Annotated in this window: 20 protein-coding genes; 7 read left to right on the forward strand and 13 right to left on the reverse strand. The window is 40.9% G+C overall.

Going from position 1 to position 19,892, the window contains the following annotated elements; all coding sequences use genetic code 11:
- Positions 1-4 precede the first annotated feature (4 nt).
- The 4 genes from alaS to rplM form a co-directional block, all read right to left on the reverse strand.
- Positions 5-2,764, reverse strand: coding sequence for an alanine--tRNA ligase (gene alaS / locus EHQ59_RS15060; protein ID WP_135620455.1), 2,760 nt, complete (start codon positions 2,762-2,764; stop codon positions 5-7).
- 49 nt (positions 2,765-2,813) lie between these two features.
- Positions 2,814-4,031, reverse strand: a complete 1,218-nt coding sequence (locus tag EHQ59_RS15065) for an MFS transporter (RefSeq protein ID WP_135620456.1) — start codon at positions 4,029-4,031, stop codon at positions 2,814-2,816.
- Positions 4,032-4,118: 87 nt separating this feature from the next.
- On the reverse strand, positions 4,119-4,514 hold the full coding sequence (gene rpsI / locus EHQ59_RS15070) for a 30S ribosomal protein S9 (protein ID WP_135620457.1): 396 nt from the start codon (positions 4,512-4,514) through the stop codon (positions 4,119-4,121).
- A gap of 1 nt (position 4,515) precedes the next feature.
- Positions 4,516-4,968, reverse strand: coding sequence for a 50S ribosomal protein L13 (gene rplM / locus EHQ59_RS15075; RefSeq protein WP_015675928.1), 453 nt, complete (start codon positions 4,966-4,968; stop codon positions 4,516-4,518).
- Between the two features lie 78 nt (positions 4,969-5,046).
- On the opposite strand from rplM, the gene thiL reads away from it, so the two are divergent.
- Positions 5,047-5,955 (forward strand): thiamine-phosphate kinase, encoded by a 909-nt coding sequence (gene thiL, locus EHQ59_RS15080; RefSeq protein ID WP_135620458.1) that lies wholly within the window; start codon positions 5,047-5,049, stop codon positions 5,953-5,955.
- A gap of 105 nt (positions 5,956-6,060) precedes the next feature.
- On the opposite strand, the gene pcnB is transcribed toward thiL, so the two are convergent.
- Entirely contained in the window at positions 6,061-7,533 is a 1,473-nt protein-coding gene (gene pcnB / locus EHQ59_RS15085) for a polynucleotide adenylyltransferase PcnB (RefSeq protein ID WP_135620459.1), read from the reverse strand.
- Positions 7,534-7,600: 67 nt separating this feature from the next.
- Between pcnB and EHQ59_RS15090 the strand changes: the two genes are divergently transcribed.
- Entirely contained in the window at positions 7,601-8,602 is a 1,002-nt protein-coding gene (locus tag EHQ59_RS15090; RefSeq protein WP_135620460.1) for a M23 family metallopeptidase, read from the forward strand.
- A 226-nt stretch (positions 8,603-8,828) separates the two neighbouring features.
- Here EHQ59_RS15090 and EHQ59_RS15095 read toward each other — a convergent pair whose 3' ends face one another.
- Positions 8,829-9,275 (reverse strand): DoxX family protein, encoded by a 447-nt coding sequence (locus EHQ59_RS15095; protein ID WP_135620461.1) that lies wholly within the window; start codon positions 9,273-9,275, stop codon positions 8,829-8,831.
- 138 nt (positions 9,276-9,413) lie between these two features.
- Here EHQ59_RS15095 and EHQ59_RS15100 point away from each other — a divergent pair, with 138 nt between their 5' ends.
- A complete protein-coding gene (locus tag EHQ59_RS15100) occupies positions 9,414-10,340 on the forward strand; it encodes a prolipoprotein diacylglyceryl transferase (protein ID WP_135620462.1) in 927 nt (308 codons plus the stop codon).
- Positions 10,337-11,173 carry a crotonase/enoyl-CoA hydratase family protein gene (locus tag EHQ59_RS15105; RefSeq protein ID WP_135620463.1) on the forward strand — a complete coding sequence of 279 codons (837 nt, stop codon included), beginning with the start codon at positions 10,337-10,339 and terminating at the stop codon, positions 11,171-11,173. The genes EHQ59_RS15100 and EHQ59_RS15105 overlap by 4 nt, the downstream gene beginning before the upstream one ends.
- Before the next feature lie 9 nt (positions 11,174-11,182).
- Here the strand turns inward: EHQ59_RS15105 and EHQ59_RS17755 are convergent, their stop codons facing one another.
- A complete protein-coding gene (locus tag EHQ59_RS17755) occupies positions 11,183-11,338 on the reverse strand; it encodes a hypothetical protein (RefSeq protein WP_167481422.1) in 156 nt (51 codons plus the stop codon).
- Positions 11,339-11,417: 79 nt separating this feature from the next.
- On the opposite strand from EHQ59_RS17755, the gene EHQ59_RS15110 reads away from it, so the two are divergent.
- Together EHQ59_RS15110 and EHQ59_RS15115 are read left to right on the forward strand one after the other, a co-directional pair.
- The gene (locus tag EHQ59_RS15110; RefSeq protein WP_135620464.1) at positions 11,418-12,269 is read left to right on the forward strand and encodes a tetratricopeptide repeat protein; all 852 of its coding nucleotides are present in this window, start codon (positions 11,418-11,420) and stop codon (positions 12,267-12,269) included.
- Positions 12,254-14,080 (forward strand): AAA domain-containing protein, encoded by a 1,827-nt coding sequence (locus EHQ59_RS15115; RefSeq protein ID WP_135620465.1) that lies wholly within the window; start codon positions 12,254-12,256, stop codon positions 14,078-14,080. The genes EHQ59_RS15110 and EHQ59_RS15115 overlap by 16 nt, the downstream gene beginning before the upstream one ends.
- A gap of 61 nt (positions 14,081-14,141) precedes the next feature.
- Here EHQ59_RS15115 and EHQ59_RS15120 read toward each other — a convergent pair whose 3' ends face one another.
- Positions 14,142-14,795, reverse strand: a complete 654-nt coding sequence (locus EHQ59_RS15120) for an adenylate/guanylate cyclase domain-containing protein (protein ID WP_135620466.1) — start codon at positions 14,793-14,795, stop codon at positions 14,142-14,144.
- 285 nt (positions 14,796-15,080) lie between these two features.
- Between EHQ59_RS15120 and EHQ59_RS15125 the strand changes: the two genes are divergently transcribed.
- Positions 15,081-15,470 (forward strand): hypothetical protein, encoded by a 390-nt coding sequence (locus EHQ59_RS15125; protein WP_135620467.1) that lies wholly within the window; start codon positions 15,081-15,083, stop codon positions 15,468-15,470.
- 92 nt (positions 15,471-15,562) lie between these two features.
- On the opposite strand, the gene EHQ59_RS15130 is transcribed toward EHQ59_RS15125, so the two are convergent.
- Genes EHQ59_RS15130 through nrfD form a run of 5 tightly spaced genes read right to left on the reverse strand, consistent with a single transcriptional unit; the run spans position 15,563 to position 19,873 of the window.
- The gene (locus EHQ59_RS15130) at positions 15,563-16,078 is read right to left on the reverse strand and encodes an Lsa16 family lipoprotein adhesin (RefSeq protein WP_135620468.1); all 516 of its coding nucleotides are present in this window, start codon (positions 16,076-16,078) and stop codon (positions 15,563-15,565) included.
- Between the two features lie 10 nt (positions 16,079-16,088).
- Complete coding sequence (locus EHQ59_RS15135) at positions 16,089-17,339, reverse strand: hypothetical protein (RefSeq protein WP_135620469.1); 1,251 nt, start codon at positions 17,337-17,339, stop codon at positions 16,089-16,091.
- Between the two features lie 8 nt (positions 17,340-17,347).
- Positions 17,348-17,935 carry a c-type cytochrome gene (locus EHQ59_RS15140; RefSeq protein ID WP_135620470.1) on the reverse strand — a complete coding sequence of 196 codons (588 nt, stop codon included), beginning with the start codon at positions 17,933-17,935 and terminating at the stop codon, positions 17,348-17,350.
- Positions 17,932-18,498, reverse strand: coding sequence for a DUF3341 domain-containing protein (locus EHQ59_RS15145; RefSeq protein ID WP_135620471.1), 567 nt, complete (start codon positions 18,496-18,498; stop codon positions 17,932-17,934). Before EHQ59_RS15145 ends, EHQ59_RS15140 begins: the two co-directional genes overlap by 4 nt.
- A gap of 1 nt (position 18,499) precedes the next feature.
- Positions 18,500-19,873, reverse strand: coding sequence for an NrfD/PsrC family molybdoenzyme membrane anchor subunit (nrfD, locus tag EHQ59_RS15150; RefSeq protein WP_100716671.1), 1,374 nt, complete (start codon positions 19,871-19,873; stop codon positions 18,500-18,502).
- Positions 19,874-19,892 lie beyond the last annotated feature (19 nt).

Consider the following 19,892-nt stretch of genomic DNA (forward strand, 5'->3'; position numbering starts at 1 on the left):
AAATTTACGATAATTTTGTTTTGGCAAGGGACAGAGCAAACTCTAAGGATTTGGCCACAAATTCTGGTTTTTTACCACCACCTTGTGCCATATCAGGTCGTCCCCCACCTTTTCCATCTAACATCACTAAGGTTTCTTTTAACATTTCACCACAGTGGATGCCTTTCTCATTCAAAACCTTATTACACATAAAGACAAGGGTACTGGATTCCCCTTCTGTGGTTCCAAACAAACAAAGGATCTCTGGTTCCTTTGCCTTGAGGGAATCTGCCAAATCTTTTAGAGCTTTTGCATCGACAGAAGGAAATACTTCTGTGACCACTTTGCCTTTGGCAAACTGATGTGCCTTTTGTAAGAGACCATCCACAAGTTCTGGGTTCATTTGGAACTTTTGTTGTTCCAATTTCTTTTTTGCCTTAAAGAGCGAAGATGATTTTTCTTCGAGTTCCGTTTCCAATGTTTCTCTGAGTTTACGAAGACTTGCCACGGCTGTTTTCCCATCCTTTAAAAAGATGGATTGTAAACCTTCTGGAGATGGAACTTCTTTTGTGATTCCAAATTCTTTCAAATCACCAAACGCCTCTTTGGCGAAAAGGTTATGTGTTTCGATTTTAGATGCTAAGGTCTGGAATTGGTGTAAAAAATAAGAGACAACTGATTCTCCGCAAATGGCTTCAATCCGTCTATTTCCAGCGCCAGGACTCCCTTCTTTTACGATCGCAAAAAATCCAATTTCTTTGGTGTTTGTTACATGGGTTCCCCCACAGAATTCCTTGGATTTTTCACCCATCGAAACTACACGCACAAGGCTTCCATACTTTTCATCAAACATGGAAAGAGCCCCTGATTCTTTGGCTTGGTTTAAGTCCAAAACTTCTGTTTTAACAGGAATATTGGCACTCACGGCTTCGTTTACATCTGATTCAATTTGAATGATCTCTTCCGGAGATAAGGCTTTGGGATGAGAAAAATCAAAACGAAGGTAATCTGCCGAAACAATGGAACCTTTTTGGGTGACATGCGTTCCTAAAATTCTTCGGAGTGCCCCGTTTAACAAGTGTGTACCGGAGTGGTGGTTGGCAAGGTTTTGCCTACGTTCGACTTCAATCTCCGCTTCGACCATATCCCCAACGGAGATACTTCCCTTTAACACCATCCCCATATGTAGGAAGGTATCATTTTCTTTTTGGGTGTCTTGGACTTGGAATTGGAAACCTTCTTTTTTGAAGTAACCAGTATCTCCAATTTGCCCACCACCTTCTGCATAAAAAGGTGTTTTGTCGAGAACGATGACAACCTCTTCCCCTTGTTTGGCGGAATTGACAGACTTTCCATCCACAAAAAGATACAAAATTTTACCCGTTGCTTTGGATTCCGTATACCCTAAAAATTCTGTTTTTAATTCGGGAGAAGCGGAAAGTCCAGTGAGGTATTGGATTTTTTTCCCTTTCCAACTCGCACGAGATAAATCGCGATCTTTTTCGAGTTCTCCTTCAAAACCTTTGTCATCAAAGCTAAACCCACGGTCTTCCACAAGTTCCTTTGTCATCTCGCGAGGGAAACCGTATGTGGAATACAATCGAAAACCTTCTTTTCCTGTCACAAGTGTTTGTTTGTTTGCCATTAGATGAGAAAGTAAAGATTCTAATTCTTCGAGTCCCACTTCTAACGTGTGAAGGAAAAGTTCTTCTTCTTTTTTTAATATGGATTCAATGTCTTTTGCTTTGTCTTTTAATTCTGGGTAACGAGCCACATACAAATCTTTTAAAGTGCCAACAAGTTTGTATAAAAAAGGTTCATGGATTCCAATTTTTCTCGCAAAAAGTGAGGCACGTCTAATCAAGCGGCGGATCACATAACCACGTCCTGTGCGGTCTGGGAAAATTCCATCTCCGAGAGAAAAAAAGACAGAACGCGAATGGTCCGTTATCACACGAAACGATTGTTTTGTGGACTCATTATATTGAAAACCCGATAGTGATTCTATTTTTTGGATGATGGTTTTTAATTCGTCCGTGTCATAAACTGAGTCTACTTCTTGTAATAACATGGCAACACGTTCGAGGCCAGATCCAGTATCAATTCCTGTTTGTTTGAGGGGAAGGAGTTCTCCCGAAACCGTTTGGTTAAACTGGTTAAATACTAAATTCCAATATTCTAAATAACGGTCACAGTCACAACCTGGTTTGCAATTGGGGTTGTTTCCACAAGTAGGTCCCCCTTTTTCAGGGCCTCTGTCCAAATACAATTCCGAACAAGGGCCACAAGCTCCACTGTCTCCAGCCGGTCCCCAAAAATTATCTTTTTTACCCAGGCGTACAATTCGTTCTTCCGGAATTCCCGCATCCATCCAGATTTTTTTGGCTTCATCATCATCTAGGTAAATGGTCACCCAAATTTTATCTTTGGGAATTTCTAACTGGTTTAAAGAAAAGTCTAACGCGTATTCGATGGCTTCTTTTTTAAAATAATCGCCGAAGGAAAAATTTCCTAACATTTCAAAAAACGTACAATGTCGTTCCGTTTTTCCCACCACTTCCAAATCGGTAGTGCGAACACATTTTTGAATCGAAGCGGCTCTCGTATAAGGAAGTTCCACCGCTCCTGTAAAGAGGGGTTTGAACTGCACCATACCTGCGGTTGTGAATAAAAGAGTGGGATCCCCTTTGGGAATGAGGCTAGAAGAAGGCACAATCGTGTGACCTTTCTTTTGAAAGTAATTCGTATACAACCTGGCGATTTCTTGGACCGTTTTGAACTTCATACACTTACACGGAAATCGGATTTGCCTTCTAGGGCAAGGAAATTCGAAATTAACTTTCGCGTAATTCTCGGTAACCTATAAAGGAATAGAGGGCAAAACCAAGAAACCCAAGTCCCAAACCAGTAAAGGTCCAAAAGCTTCCGAAGTGATCGTTTAGAATTGCTGCTAAAAATCCTGAGACTGCTGGGGTGAATTGGAAACAAACCGTATACAAAGAAAGAATCCTTCCTCGAAGTCCATCCTCGGCTCGTTTTTGTAAAATGGCAGGCATAAGACTCGAAAGCACACCTCCCGAAATTCCAAAACAAAACAAAAAAATCGAAGTGGCCTTTGCTTCGTAAAAAGGCACAAAACCCAAAAAGAAAAAAGAAGACAAACTAAACACAAGGAGTAATACAAAACCTTTTCGTTCTAAATGGTGGAACAAAATCGTAAGGATTCCACCGAGAAAAAGTCCAGGCCCAAGGAATACTAATACCGTTCCCCTTGCTAATTCCCCAAGCCCCAATTCTTGTTTTACATAGAGTGGAAGCACCACTTGGATGGGGCCAAGAGCGAGCATACTTAAAACCGCCATATACATCACTTGTCGCGATACGGGATCCGCTTGTAAAAACTGAATGACGACTCGTAAATTCTTTCGTAACGAAGGGATTTCTGTATTTGATTCACTTTGGTGATTGAACTTTTCCTTCGGTAACACCGAAGTCTCAGTTGACTTGGTCGTTAACAAGGTAAAGGCGAGAATCGATACCAGATGGAATCCTGCCAAAATGAAAAATAAATGGGAATAGGATTCAAATTCCCGGATCCAACCCACGGCCAAAGGACTCATTCCAAACGAAAAGATAAGAAGTAAATTCCCAGCAATTGTATGAAAGACAAGCCGGTGCGACTCCATCACTTCCCTGAGAAGTGCCATCCTTCCAGGCAAAACCGTTGTCATTCCAATTCCATTTAGGAAAGCTAACGGTAATAATAAAAGTGGATAGGTTTCAAAAACGAATGTAAAGGCCGCCAAAAGAAATGTGGCAAAAAATAAAAAGAACTGAAATGCGACAACTACCCATTTTTTGGAGTAATGGTCGAGAAGATACCCTGTGTACAAAAAGAAAAAGGGAAAGGGTAAAAACAAAAAGAAAAATACAATGCCAGAATACCCTTTTACAACCGTTAGGGTTTGGGTAAAAATCACAATCGAATATAAAAAACAACTACTCGCAAAAGTTCCAAATGCGAAGGCCAGGTAAAAGATGATTTGGTTCATAGGTTGTAACTCAGAAGGGTTCAGAGCGAAAAAAAAAGCCTCCCAAAGGAGGCCTTCTCTATCGGAAAAAAAAGAGGAATTTTCCGATTAACGTTTTGAGAACTGAGTTCCTCGACGTGCTTTGTGGAGACCGTATTTTTTACGTTCTACCATACGGCTATCTCGAGTGAGGAAACCTTCTTTTTTCAAAGTAGGTTTGAGTGATTCATTGAAAGCCACTAGAGCACGAGCCACAGCGTGACGAATTGCTCCTACTTGTCCAATCACTCCACCACCAGATACATTGAGTGCGATATCGTATTTATCACGAGCATCTAAAACAGTGAGAGGCTCAAGAGCACGGCGAACCAAATGATCTCCGTTTTTGATGTATTCTTTTACATCTTTATGGTTTACTGTGATTTTTCCTGTGCCAGATGCGATTTTTGCTCGTGCAACAGATGTTTTGCGTCGGCCAACTGCCCAAACTGCTTTTTGCGCCATATTATTTCAACTCCAGTTTTAGGGGCTTTTGTGCACCTAGGTTGTGGTCATTGCCTGCGAATACTCGGCAATTTTTTAACATTTGGTCACCTAATTTAGATTTAGGTAACATTCCTTTCACTGCTTCCATGATCACTCTTTCTGGGTTCTCTTGGATGAGTTTGTGGAAAGCGATCGCAGTCATACCACCTGGGTAACGGGAGTGGTGGTAGTAAATTTTTTGTTCTCTTTTGCGACCTGTGACAGCCACTTTAGAAGCATTAACGATGATGATGTTATCTCCACAATCTTGGTTCGGTGTGAAGGTAGATTTGTGTTTTCCGCGAAGTCGGGAAGCGACTTGACTTGCCAATCTTCCGAGAGTCTTATCAGTTGCGTCCACAACAAACCACTGTTTTTGTACGGCTTCTTTTGCAATAGAAGGGGTCTTGTGGGCTTTAGACAATAGTTCCATAAGTACGAGATTTTCCTCTTTTATGTCAGGATTTTCGGTTTTCACAGTGGGTCAAACAAATTTATTGGAAACGAAGCTTTGAAAGAATCAGAAATCATCCGCACCCTATTTGGAAAAACTCCTCCTCCAGAGGACGATTGTTATTTTTTGGCGCCAAACCGCCTTGTCACAACCGATTCCCTTTCAGAAGGAACTCACTTTCTGCATGAATGGTCTAGTCCCGAAGTCCTTGCAGGAAAACTAGTAGAAGTGAATGTTTCTGACATCACAGCTTCTGGTGGTGTTCCGAGAGAATGTTTTTTAAATCTGGGCCTATCCCCCACCTCGCAGAAACAAGATTGGGTCAAACGATTTGCCAAATCACTGAGACACTCTCTCCACCAGTATGGAATGAAACTCGCAGGTGGCGATACCTTTTCCTCACCCACAACTCAATTGGCACTCACAGTCGTTGGAACAGTCAAAACACCATGGCTTCGTTCCGGTGGAAAACCAGGGGATTATCTCTATGTCACAGGGGATTTAGGACAAAGCCTTCTCGGATACCAATCCTTAAAGAAAAACTGGAAGGAGAAAGGTTGTAAACAAGCCATAGAAAAACACCTATTGCCAAAATCGAAACAAATCCTGCAATCACCACTGTCCCAGTTTAAAATTCATGCCTGTATGGACATCACAGACGGGCTCATCCAAGACGCCGAGAGATTAGCCTTAAGCTCAAAAGGGAAACTCAATATCCAAGTGGAATCTGTCCCCTTACACCCGTTAGCGGTAGAAAAACTGGGAGTGGACTTCTGCCTTGGTTCCGGGGAAGAATTGGAACTTTTGTTTTTATCACCAGACATCCTTCCAAACCAAATCACCAACATACCTGTGACGATGATTGGTCGACTGGAAAAAGGAAAACCAGGAGTTCAGTTTTGGAAAGATGGGAAAACCTACCTTCCCAAAACCAAGGGTTTCCTTCACTTCGAAGAAGGAGAATGAGGAAGAGTGATTTTTTAAGATTTTACTTGGAGTGAATCATTCCATAACTCCCAAGTCATTGGACGAGAGTTATGGAATGAATCTACTTGCTATACGGAGAGGAATTTATGATTCCTCAGTATCTTGGTGTTCGTAAGACGGATTTCGGTTTTCGCCTGAGTCCCCTTTTTTGGATTCATTGGAAGGATTGGAGCCATTCTCTTGTTGGTTTCCATTCCCTCTACGATCTCTATGTTTCTTACGAGGTGGGCGTTTTTTATTGCCTTCTTTTTTACGGTTCTGTTGGCCAAACTGGTGGCTATCTGGTTTCGGTCTTTGGCGGAGCGAAATTTCCCAGAAAAATGCAGTTTGAACAGCAGCTTCGTTGTTTTCGGAGATGGCAACAATTTTGTACACCATAAACGCATCGTAAAAATAATCCTTCTTTTTGAAGAAAGAATTTTGCCTTTCTTTTTCATCATCAGTGACGTGAAAACGAGGTTGGCTAATGAATATTTTTACCAAGTTGTCTTGTTCCCGTTTCGGGATTCCCATTCTTTCAAAAACAGGTTGTAAACTTTCTTTGATGTTATGTGCTAGGTGACCACGATCGTTTTCATAAAGATCTTTTACGATATCGTAAAAAATTAAAGAATAAAAGATTGCTGGAGTCATCTCCTCTCGCGCAGAGAGAAGTTTGTCAGTCACAGCCAGACGTTTCCCAAGTGGTGTGTCCATAAAATGTTCACGCCATTCTGGATCGATTTTCTTTAATTTATCCGCTGGTTCTTTAAACAAAACATCGAGTAGGTGATTTTCTGCAAGTCCTTCAAAGATAATGGATGTTTTCCAAGTACGGAACATTTTGTTGTACTCTTCGAGAAGTCTTGCTGTGGATGATTTTTCGAGTTCCAAACGGTTCTTTTTGATTGCCAGTTTGGTTTTTTTCTCGATATCAAGACCAAGTAAAACGGAAAACTTCACTGCCCGTAACATACGAACAGGATCTTCTTTGAAAGAAATATCAGGATCACCGATGACCCGAACAATTTTCTTTTGGATGTCTTCAAATCCACCAACGTAATCCAAAATGGAATCGTTTTTAGGATCGTAAAACAAGGAGTTAATGGTAAAGTCGCGTCTTGCCGCGTCTTCCTTTGCTGTACCGAAGGAATTGTCCCGCTTGATGAGATAATCGTTTTCTGCTTTGTGTTTTTCCAAACGATGTTCCGGTAGTGATCGGAACGTAGAGACTTCAATGATTTTGCCTTTAAAAATGATGTGAACAATTTTAAATCGTTTACCGATGATCCGGCAGTTATTGAAGATCCTTTTGATTTGGTTTGGCGTCGCACTTGTGACGATATCAAAATCTTTTGGGCGTTTGCCCATCAGCAGATCTCTGACTCCTCCACCGACTAAGTAGGCCTTGTAACGAAACTTGTTCAATCGATTGATGATTTTGATGGCATCTTCATCGATATTGGCCCTGCGTATGGAGTGAGTTTCTCGATAGTATCTCTTTCCCTCGGGGTACATCAAAAAGGAATCGACAGAGTCGGCTTTCTTTCTGAAAAGAGAAGTGAGAAATTTAAACATATTGGATTCATCCACTTTCCCCTGAAAAATGGCATGGGCAAGGAAAAAATTGGCTGGATAACGAACATTGGCAGAAACTTACGTCACAACCGCCTACGAAAGGCTCCAAATTGCACATTTACGGTGGCGAAAACGCTTACAAAAGTGGATTTCCCGAAGCCGTGAGAAGGTGAGTTTTGTCCTCATCCCCAATGATGAAAAACCCCTCGCCCAGATTGAAATATCAGTCGGAATGCTTGGGTTCCTTTTTGGACTTTCAGTTTCCCTTGTCCTTTTATCCTTTGGTCTCCTCGTTTATTTTTCCTTTTTCTTTGAACGAAACCTCTCTTTAGAGAAAAAAACAGAAACTCAACTCGTATCCTTTTTATTTTACGACCTACTCTCCAAAGACTTACGGGAATCTGTGGAAGAACTGGAATCCATGACCGAGTCTCTCAACTTACTTGCCTGGGAAGAAATCCCAGAAAAAGAGATGATCACCCAAGACTATCTCTTAAAAGAAGAGTTTCGTAAAGATGCAAGCGAACTCGATTCCAACTTACTTCTTTTCCAACAAGTAGTGACCACCTACACTCAGTTTGGTGTAAGACTTGGAAACCTTGTCCCCAATTTTCAAAATGCGATCGATTATCTTTCCATGAGAGAAAGTATCTTTTATTCCATGCCAAGAGGTCGGCCTCTGAAACCAGGTGTGGGTGTGGTGACATCTACCTTTGGCTATCGCAGCGATCCCTTCGGCATTTTACCTGTGGGAGAATACCATTCGGGGATTGACTTTGCAGCAGGAGAAGGAACACCGATTTATGCAACAGGGCCTGGGATCATTGCCGTCGACACAGCAGTTGGTGGCCTTGGGAAATCAGTTCGCATCAACCATGAAAATGGATTTTTCACTTTGTATGGCCACTGCTCTCTCATTCTCGTGAATCCAGGGGATCGCGTGAAACGGGGTGATAAAATTGCCTTAGTCGGACAAACGGGAAAAGCAACGGGAGCTCACGTCCATTACGAAGTGCGCATTGGTCTCGATGCTCCCCTCGACCCAGAAGAATACATCAACTTAGATTGATTCCCGAAAACGAATTCCAGTGAAAGATTTGGAGGATTGATTCTCAAAGGTTAATTTTCCTATGGAAAGGAATGGGAAATTTATCTGAGGGAAAAGAATGGGAAAAAGAATTCGAACGTTTTTGAAACACCCCGTGAAGAAGTTTAGTGATTAAAACCAACTAACCTCGTTTAGAATCAGTTTTCCAAACAAAGATTAGTTGTATGTTTTTCTAGACAAATTGGGATTAGAACTTACCAATTAAATTAAAATCGATGGAATAAACACCAGCACCACCCACTACAAGAGCGATGAGAAGTCCCGCTGCCAAGATATGGAATTCATACCCTTCGCCTTTTTGATTTCCATTCCAATTGATGAAAAATCCGTTCTGTCTGTGAGCAAGGATGGCAGCCCCTACCATGATGATGGTAATGGACAACGCTGCAAATTTTGTAAAAAATCCCACAAGTAGAAGTACAGATCCAACAGACTCACCAAGAATAATGAGAACAGCAAGGATCCCTGGGAATTTCATGGTTCCTGTGAAAAATCCGTAAGTTCCTTTGAAACCGTATCCACCAAACCAACCGAGTAGTTTCTGTGCACCGTGAGGGAAAATCACAACAAAAGCTGTGATGCGTAAAATGAGTGGGATGATGTCCCCAGAAGTAGAAAATAGGAAGTCAAACATAGTGAAATCTCCTTAGATCGATATTTAATAGTTTAATATTGAACTATCTAGAGTCAAGGTAATTTTGCCTTCGTTTTCCCCTTTTTTCGAAATCAAATTCTCCTTTCCCCTGAAAGCCTTGAATTTACCCTTTCCCCTATGTTAGATCGAATTCCGATTCCCAATCCCTTTGGCTGGGAGGGTCTGTCCACTTTCAGCCTTCTTATGATGTTAGCCTTTCTTGTTGGTTCCTATCTTCTCCCGAAGGAACTGGAACGAAAAAAATTAGATCCAAACCACTCCGATTGGTTGATCTTTCTTGGGATTTTAGGCACCCTCATCGGTGCAAAAATTTTCTTTATCTTTGAAATCTGGGACCAAGTGTTCATCGATGTTCCTGGTTATGATGGCAAGTATTCTTATCCTCTCACCCACTGGAACGGATTCCCTGGTCACCCGGGATTATGGTCTTCTCTTTTTAGTGGTGGTGGTCTTGTCTTTTTTGGTGGTCTTCTTTTTGGCTGGCTCTTCATCACCTTATACTTCCGTTATTATAAACTGGATATCGGTGCATATTATGATGCAGTGATTCCTGCGATTAGCATGGGTTATGCGATTGGTAGGCTCGGTTGTTTTGTAAGTGGTGATGGTTGTTACGGATTTGCCACTGATACGAGAATTCCATTTTTTGTTTTTGAATTCCATGGGGCTCACCCGTCCGGTGTTCCTGTTTGGAATACACCTGTGATGGAATCCATTATGGCCTTCGGTTACTTCGCTTATTTTCAATTTTGGGCACGCTACCAAAATTTCCGTAAGTGGAGCATTGGTGCACAGTTTCTCATCATCCATGGGTTCGCAAGACTCATCATTGAATTTTTACGAGTGAATAAAGCGGTGATTCCATTTGTGGATCCACCTACCCTTGTGAACATTCCTGATGCTAATGGAAATCCAACCTTTCTCACTGGTTACTATTGGCATGGATTTTCCCAGTCTCAATACATTGCCATTGGCCTCATTCTCTTTGGTGTGTATCTCATGGTTTCCAAAAAACTTTGGTTAAAGGAAGAAACTAAGGCATGAATCCTTCTCCTTTTTTTACAATCGAACGAAAGAAAAACATCGCTATCCTTTGGTTGAATCGTCCTGAAAAACGAAATGCGATGAACTGGCCTTTTTGGCGTGACCTACCCGACATGATCGCAGAGATCGATGCGGACCCGAAAATTCATAGTTTTGTGATCGCTGGCAAAGGAAAATCTTTCTCTACAGGTCTTGATTTGGAAGAGTTTTTCCAAGAATTCAAACCAGTGGTCCAAGGGGAACTCGCCGACGGTAGGGAAAAACTCTACCAACTCATCCTCACGATGCAAAAAGGGATCAATGCAGTTTACAATTCAAAAAAACCATCGATTGCCCTAGTCCAAAAACATTGTATCGGTGGTGGTCTCGATTTAGTATCTGCATGTGACATTCGTTATGCGTCTGAAGATGCCGTATTTTCCTTACGAGAATCAAAAGTAGCCATCGTTGCTGATATGGGTTCCTTACAAAGGCTTCCCCATCTCATTGGCAATGCTCATACGAGAGAACTTGCCCTAACGGGAAAAGACATCACAGCGACAGAAGCTTTTCAAATGGGACTTGTGACCAAGGTGACTAAGGATTTTGACAGTTTGCTCGTGGAAGGATTAAAAACAGCCGATGAAATTGCGGAAAATCCAACAATCGTCATTCGCGGCGTCAAACAAGTGCTAAACCATGGAATAGGTAAAACCATCGAAGAAGGTTTGGATTATGTGGCTGTTTGGAATGCAAGTATGCTTGATTCCAAGGATTTCCGAAGTGCCATTGGTGGGTTTATGGAAAGAAAACGTCCAATTTTCAATCCAGAAACCCGTGTGGATTCACCTTAGAAAATTGATTTAGCAATAGATGTCGAGTAACCGTTCGCTTTTTGCCACTGGACCTACTTTTTCTTCTACGGCCAACTTCATGAGTTTCTCAGTCAGTTGGTTTTGTGCTTGGAAAATTTCCTTTGGCAAATTGACTATTGGGTTAATCGGTGTAGATGGAACCATAATTGGACCTCCTTTTACAATCTTTACTCCCTATTCTACCCATCGGCGAATCCGTGTTTTCCTGAAGTAAAAAAAAACGATGAATCCTTTTTTTTCTCTGATTCGGGAAGCAAAACATTTGGAAGAGGAAAAGGATTTCACACGTGCATTTAATTTATATGCAGAAAGTGAAACCTATACAAAGGACGAATCTGCACTCATCAAAATCAAAGCGAAAAAAGCATGGTGTTTGTATTCTGTAGGAAACCCAAAAGAAACAGAAACCGTTTTCCAAGACATCATACAAAACTACCCCTCTCACCCATTAAGTATTACCGTATACTCTCGTTATCTCATTAAATTAAAGAAATTTAAATCCGCAAAGGTATTACTTCAAAAAAGTATCCTTCAGTTTCCATCCTATTTAGAAAACTATCTCTTACTCGCTTCCTTGTTAAAAGATATGGAACGTTCCGAAGAAGCGATTGAAGTTTTAAAACAAGCTTTGTCCCAAGAACATTTGAGTAATGGCCGTGGAATTGATCGTAAAGACATTTGGGCAGAACTTGGCTCTTTGTATTTTTCAAGAGGTGATTTTAACTCTGCTCTCGCCTCTTTAAAAAAATCCCTAAAAATGGTGGAACCAGAAGAGTTTCTTTATTACGACTTACTGGCATTATGTTACTTGGATGCAGAAGATCCAGAAAATGCTCTCTCTTCCATACGCACCCATATCGAATATTGCAAAGAAATAGACCCTGAAACACTCATCATTTTAGCGCGAGCCCATTGCCGACTTGGAAAATTGGAAGAAGCTGCCAATAATCTCATCCAGGCGTATTCTATTGAAGATTCTTTATACTTAAAAGCAGCAGATTTTATCGATTTTGCACCACTCCTTCGGAATGGTTTTTTTACTACCTTGGAGAACATTGAATGGGAAGAGCCATAAAACAAACGTTTGGTTCATTAGAAGAAGAATTAAATTTCGTAGAACAAGTTTTAACGAAGGAACGTGAGGAAGAACGAAATCTATTTTTAGAAAAGGATTCAGAATCCCAAACAATCAAAGTAGCAACATTTGTTGATCTTCGATTTGTTGTCGGAAATACTTGGAGAGCAGAATTCCAAGTGAATCTTTCAAACAAAGCGAAACTTTGGATCAAACCTGGAGTTCCTGTCCTTTTACAAAACCAAACAGAATCCATTTATGGAAATATCTACCAATGGAATGAAACAAAACTCATCATCCAAGTCCGTGGTGATTATGAATGGGACGGAGAAGAATACAAAATCTCCAAATGGTTTCCTGAATCCACCTATGATTTATATAACGAAATCATACAAAAAGTAAAACAAACAAAGGAATCGGATTCGTATCAAAAACTCAAATGGATGCTCGGTTATAGTTTGGGAGATAAACCAACTCCTCCCAAAAAAACAATGGAGCTTTCCCCGATCGAAAGAATATTTTCTCTCCTTGATTATGGACTGATTTTTGGACCACCAGGTACGGGAAAAACTACCTTACTCATGCAAGCTGTCATTGAGATCCAAAAGAGAATGGAATCCGTTTTAACTCTTTGTCCAACGAATTTTGCCTGCGATTATATTGTAGAACTTGCCATCCAAAAGGGAATTCGTGTGATTCGTATGGGGAATTCAACAAAAATCAAAGAAAATGTTCTACCCTATCACCTGGACCATCTCATCCAAACCCATCCCGATCAAAAACAAATCCAAAATTGGCAAACAGAACTAAGAGTGCTCCAAAAGAAAATCAACTCTTGGAAACGAAATTTTGGAAAAGAAGAAAGAGAAGAACGTTACCAACAGAGAAAAGAAGCGAAGTTCTTATTAAAAACCATCCGTGATGCGGAAACCAATATTAGAACCAAGTTATTGGATACAAGTGAACTCATCGTTTCTACCTTCGCAGGTTTTGGAAACGAATTCAAAAAAGGAAGAAACTTTGATTACGTGTTTGTGGATGAAGCCACACAAAGTGTTGATCCTGGTTGTTATATGGCAATTTTCTCTGGGAAAAAAACCTTTTTCTTTGGAGATCCAAAACAACTTGGAGTCAACTATTCTCATAAAGAACATGAATCCATTCCTAGTTTTTTAGAAAAGGTGATCGAAAACGATACAGGTGAACGAACCATCTTTTTAGAAAAACAATTTCGGATGAAAAAAGAAATCTTAGGTTTCCCAAACCAAACCTATTATGAAAATAAAGTTTTCACCGAACCCGATCTAAACCATCAAACGATCAAAGCAATCTCTGAAATCTTTGGTTCTGACGTAAGTTTACTTTGGATTGATACAGCAGGAAGTGATAGCCAAGAAGAAACTGATGGAGAAGAACTCAGTTTTTATAATGATACAGAAATATCTCTTGTTGAAACTTTTGTGGAGAAAGGATTACCGAAAGAATTTACCACTGTCATTTCACCTTACAGAGGCCAGGTGGAAAAACTATCACAAAAAGCAGCAGGTCGATTTTACACACAAACGATCGACTCATTCCAAGGAAGGGAGTCTGAAATTGTCATCATAAGTCTTGTCAGATCCAATCCTGATGGGGAAATCGGATTTTTAATGAATCCAAAACGTTTGAATGTGGCTCTCACTCGTGCCAAGTCCCATTTGATTCTCATTGGAGATTCTGCGACTCTATGCCAACACAAAGAATTCCAAGACTTATACAATTACATCGAAACATATGGAGAAATTCGTTCCATTTATGAATTTATGGAATGAAAAATCGTTTCATTTTTTAGGTTTTGGCATTTCTGTTTAGAATTCAACTAACTCATGTAAGTTACAATACAACCCACTTTGGCTCATCTAATGTATACAGAAGTTTGAAGGCACCATCGGAACCAGGAGGAATTTCTTTGATCGGTTCAAAATCAAAGTCAGTTGTATCGTCTGCATTTTCTTTGACAGCACTGGTCACAAGGATCTCCCAAGCTTTGGCTGTATCTTCCCCCAGTTTGGAAGCGGCATTCACTTCTGCACCAAACACATCTGTATCCCCAATTTTTAAAATTTTACCGTAGCCAAGTCCCACACAGAGAAGAATCTGTTCTTCCAGAATCCTTCCTTCATTATAACGTTTGCAGGCTTTTTGCATTTGGATAGCACATTGGATGGCTTTATTTGTATTTCGAAATAAAACCATCAAACTATCTCCCTCGTCCTTCATCAGGATTCCATCAAACTCGTCTAAGACGGGGATGAGAATCCGTTGGGATTCATAAATCGTTTGTAAAAAATGGATGATTCCAAATTTGGCCACACCTCTCGAAAAACCCGAAAGGTCTGTAAACATCACACACCATGTCTCTCCAAATAAATCCCAGATCCGTTTATCGATGATATCATGATTGGAACCTTCAGTGAGTCGTTCTTCTAATAGTTTTTCCAAACGTTCTTCGGAAGCGGAAGTGGCAATGGTGCGTTTTTGTCCCATGTTGCTGAATCTATCGGATTTGAATCCTTTGTCAAGGAAAGGAAGTTTACCAAGGATTGGAAAACACAATGGTGGGGAGCTGTTTTACAAAGGAATCTTACTCTAGTTAGAGTTTATGGTAAGCCAGTCCGAAGTCAAAAATTTATTCTTTGCAAAATCATTTCCAATGCAAAAGGTTGATGGAATATCCATTTGGTTTCAACAAACATTTTTTTTTAGTGAAACTGATGTTCCCATCATGGTTACAATGTATTTTATAAATCAAAACTTCTGAGGACTCAATTGATGATACAAAATCTTTTCCATAAATACCAACCTCACACTGTATTTTTACTCGATGCCTTCGGTGCTTTTATATCCTTGTTTGTCTTATTTGGTGTGGTTCTACCTCTCCAACCCTATTTTGGAATGCCTACCGATGTGTTGTATCAACTCGGAATGCTTGCAGGTGTGATGTTTCTTTATTCCAGTATTTGTTTCATACAAAAACCAAAAAAATGGAAACCGTTCTTACTCGGAGTGATCCTTGGAAACCTTTCCTACTGTGGTGTTTCTATGTATTTTTTAATCGAAAATTGGAATGTAGTTCAAACACTCGGTGCTTTTTACTTTATTTGGGAGAAATTTGTCATTTTGGGAATTGTTTTGTATGAGGTGATTCTTCTTAGGAAATAAAAAAGACCCTTGGTTTCCCTTGGGTCTTTTTTTGAAGTCAGTGTAAATGGAAATTCCTCTTACAATGTTATCCTTCCATGCTGATTCACATTTTAATTTTGCTTCAACATGTTTTTGTTTACGTAAGTTTCTTCTTCTAAACCTTTTGTCAGTTCAGAAAGAGGGATTTTCTCTTTTGGAAGGTCCTTTAGGTTACTGTATTCCGTTCCACGTGGATAATGAGCTTTATCGCTTGGGTCGTAAAAAGGTTTTGATTCTGTTACGAGACCTTTGGAATATCTCCAAACACTATTTGCCGGATCTTGTCCTACGACAAAACATCTTGGGCTCATATAACCTTCGTTTTTTGCCGTTTGCACTTTGATAAAGTATTTTGGTGCCCATACGTTATGGTTACGTGCATCAAACACTTTTACCACAGTCCCTGCTGGAACAAACTCTACCACCTTGGAATTAGAATCTGGTTCCGAATATAGGGGAACTGTAAAATCCAAACTTGCTTTGTTTGTTTTGGAATCACAATTTTTATGCCAAGTCACTTCTGCGTTTTTGGAACAAGCGGTAACGCTCATTCCAACGATCAAGAATGCTACTAATTTCAGTTTCAAAACAATTCTCCTATTGGTGGTGGTGAAGGCACTCATCTAAGCGAGGGTCTCCAACCGGAACTAAACTATGTTTTTCGAACTTTTTGAAGACAAAGAAACCAAAAAGACCAATCACACCCACTGTTCCGCCAAAGGCTAAAACGAAGTGAAGGATTGAAAACTTTTCAAAGTTTGCTGGGAACACCAACCAGAAAAGTTCAAAGAACTGAACGGCAAGAATCCAAGTAGATAATTTCCAAAGGAAATCAATGTCTCGTTTGTTAGGACGATTGAGTAACAAAAGGAAAGGAATCACAAACTTCACAAAAGGAAGAAGAAGTGTCGTGTATCCCCAACCACCAGTCATACGCATTTCATAAAAGAATGTTTCTTCTGGGATGTTTGCATACCAAATGAGCATGAACTGAGAGAATCCCACATAAGCCCAGAAAGTTGTCATACCAAGTAAAAACTTTGATATGTCATGGTAGTGGTTTTCGTTCACGGCTTCCCCGAGGTATCCATTTTTCTTAAGAATCGCAATGACAATCAAATACGATGCAAGAGAAGTTTGGAACGCACCTGCGAAAGCATACACACCAAACATAGTGGAAAACCAATGCGGCGAAAGTGACATGAGAAGGTCAAACGACATGAGACACCAAGAGACTGCAAAGAAAAGGATAAATCCTCCGGAAACCTTTGCAAGAGTCTTTGTAGTATCCACAACTTTGTCCTTGTCTTGTCCTACTGACTTTCCATGGAAAATGTAAGCAAACACAGACCATACTCCAATGAAAAGTACACATCGGATGATGAAAGCGGTTGGATTTAAGTAACCAGATTTGTGGTGGATGAGGTGGTCGTTTTCACGAACCGTAGCATCTGCCCATTCATAAAGGTCATGCATTCCAAAAATCACACCCACAAGAAGGAGTCCAGCGACAGGTGCAAAGAGTCCGTAAGTTTCAAAAATCCTACGAACAGTTACTGACCACTGTGAGCCTGTTAGGTGTTGGATCGCTGTAAAGAAAATCCCTGTGATGGAAAGACCAATGACAAAATAAGCACCAATGAGTAGGATATGGTATCCTAAGTTTGTATGGTGAAAATGTCCTGCTTCGTCCATATGACGAGATGTTTCATGACCAAATCCGAAGAAAGCGATGAGAAAACTCACCACTCCCACTCCGATCATGGCAATGAGGGCATTACGAAGGGACACCGGCAGTTTGAACTGCAGTAATGTTTCGTCTAGTTTCGCTGCTTTTGTAGAGCTCATAATTTCCCCTAGTTCGCCTTTTTATTTTTCACTTCATATTCTTGAAGTTTTCGGATGTAAGCGATAAGCTTCCATCTGTCTTCTGGTTCGATTTGGTAAGCATAACTTCCCATGAGACCACGACCCATCGTGATGATGTGGTAAATTTGTCCATCGGACCAACCGCGGATTTTATCAGAGACAACTGATGGAGGTGGTTGTTGGAACTTTGGTGCAGGACCAACAACCGATCCATTCCCTAAACCTTGCACACCATGACAAGGAGTGCAATACGTTTGGTAACGTTTTTCTCCAATCATCAAATCCCCTAAACTCGCCTTTCCAATTGGATTTTTTAATCCTTTATCAGCACCTGGAAGGGTATCTGGAGTTGCTTCAGACGCATACGGATATGGGTAGTATCCAACTGGAATCGCACCTTTGGGTGGAATTCTAGAAGCCGAACCATTGGATGCAAACGAATCATCCTCTTGTGATTCTCTTGCAGGAGAATCATACATATTCGGAAAGTATTCATAAACGGGAGTTTTATAATCACAGTTTGCGACAAAAACTAACGCCACAAGTGCGAAAACTCGAAAGATGTTTTGTTTCATTTTTGATTCTCCGGTTTCACAACGGTTACTTCGGATCCACCAAGGCTTTTGACAAACGAAACCACATCGGATTCGTTATACCCTTTGGCAGACTTTGGAATCCAAAGACCGAATTTATGAGACGTCAAATCTGGGTGCAGAATTCGACGTGTCGCTTTGGGAATACCGCTTAAAAAACATAAAGCAGCTACTGTATAAATCCCTGCGGCAAATACAGTTAGTTCAAAGATGATTGGCACATAGGCAAACCATGCATTGAGAGATTTTCCCGAGATATTGAGAGGCCAGTCATGTGCATGAGTGAGGTATTGGAATAAAATTCCAATCGTGCATCCAAAAATCCCAGCAAAGAAAGTGACCCAAGGGAGTCCTGATCTAGGAGTTCCCATGGCTTCATCAATTCCGTGCACTGGATAAGGAAGGATACAATCAAAACCGATGTAATCCTTTGCCTTTGTTTTTTCCGCAGCATGCATAATGGCTTCTGGAGTATCGAAAATTCCGAGAACTCCTTCATCCATTTCTTTGTATTTATGAAACTGTTCTAATTTTGGAAGATACATACTAGTGGTGTGCTCCTTCTTTTTGTGGCATCACTGTTTTTACTTCTGCAATCGCAATCACTGGCATAATTCGGCACCAGAGAAGGAAGAGAGTAAAGAAGATACCGAACGTTCCGATTAACATCGCGTAGTCGAAAAGAGTCGGTGTATACATAGCCCAACTGGATGGTAAAAAGTCACGGTTTAGTGTCATCATGATCACAAAACGTTCGAACCACATACCCACGTTCACCACAAGGGAGGCAACAAACATCACTGGAATGTTGTAACGAAGTTTGCGGAACCAGAATACCTGTGGGGAAAGTACGTTACAGGAAATCATAATGAAGTAAGCCCAACCATATGGTCCGAAAGCTCTATTCCAGAATGCAAACACTTCGTATTCGTTACCCGAATACCAAGCGATGAAAAACTCTGTTCCATACGCGAGTCCCACGATAAGCCCTGTCACCATCATGATTTTGTTCATGTTGTCCAAGTGTTTCATCGTGATGTAGTTCTTTAAGTTAAACACTTCACGAGCAATGACCATAAGGGTTACCACCATCGCAAATCCGGAGAAAATCGCACCAGCAACGAAGTATGGAGGGAAGATGGTCGTGTGCCAACCAGGAAGGATGGAAACAGCGAAGTCGAAGGATACGATGGTGTGAACCGAAAGAACAAGTGGAGTGGAAAGAGCTGCAAGGATCATGGAAACAATTTCCAAATGAGACCAAGCTCTTGCCGATCCAACCCAACCAAAAGCAAGAACGTTGTATAAGTTCTTTCTCCAAGTTTCTGTGGCACGATCTCTAAGAGTCGCAAGGTCAGGAATGAGGCCCAAATACCAGAATACCATCGAAATGGAAAGGTAAGTCGATACCGCAAACGTGTCCCAAATCAGAGGGGAACGGAAGTTTACCCAAAGAGGTCCTCTTTCGTTTGGATAGGGAAAGAGCCAGAATCCGAGCCATGGACGACCTACGTGGAGGATGAGGTTCGATGCTGCAACGAGTACGGCAAAGATTGTCATCGCTTCTGCGGCACGGTTAATCCCTGTTCTCCAACCTTGACGGAAGAGGTATAATACCGCAGAAATCAATGTTCCTGCGTGACCAATACCAATCCAAAATACGAAGTTGACGACGAAAAATCCCCAACCTACCGGGTTGTTGATCCCGAGGAGGTAAAGACCTTCGTAAAACAAATAACCGATAATGGCTACGTCGATCAGGGTGATCGTCAAAACCAAAAGGAAGGTATTCCACCAAAGTTTGGTTGGGAAATCTTCGTTTGGTTTTGCGATATCAACGGTTACATCTTTAAGCGATTTCCCGCCTGTTACCAGGTCGGGGATATCTAATTTATCTCTAACTGCTTGTGTTAATGACATTCCCTTTGTGTTCTCCCTG

It is taken from the genome of Leptospira kemamanensis, assembly GCF_004769665.1.
Taxonomy (GTDB): domain Bacteria; phylum Spirochaetota; class Leptospiria; order Leptospirales; family Leptospiraceae; genus Leptospira_A; species Leptospira_A kemamanensis.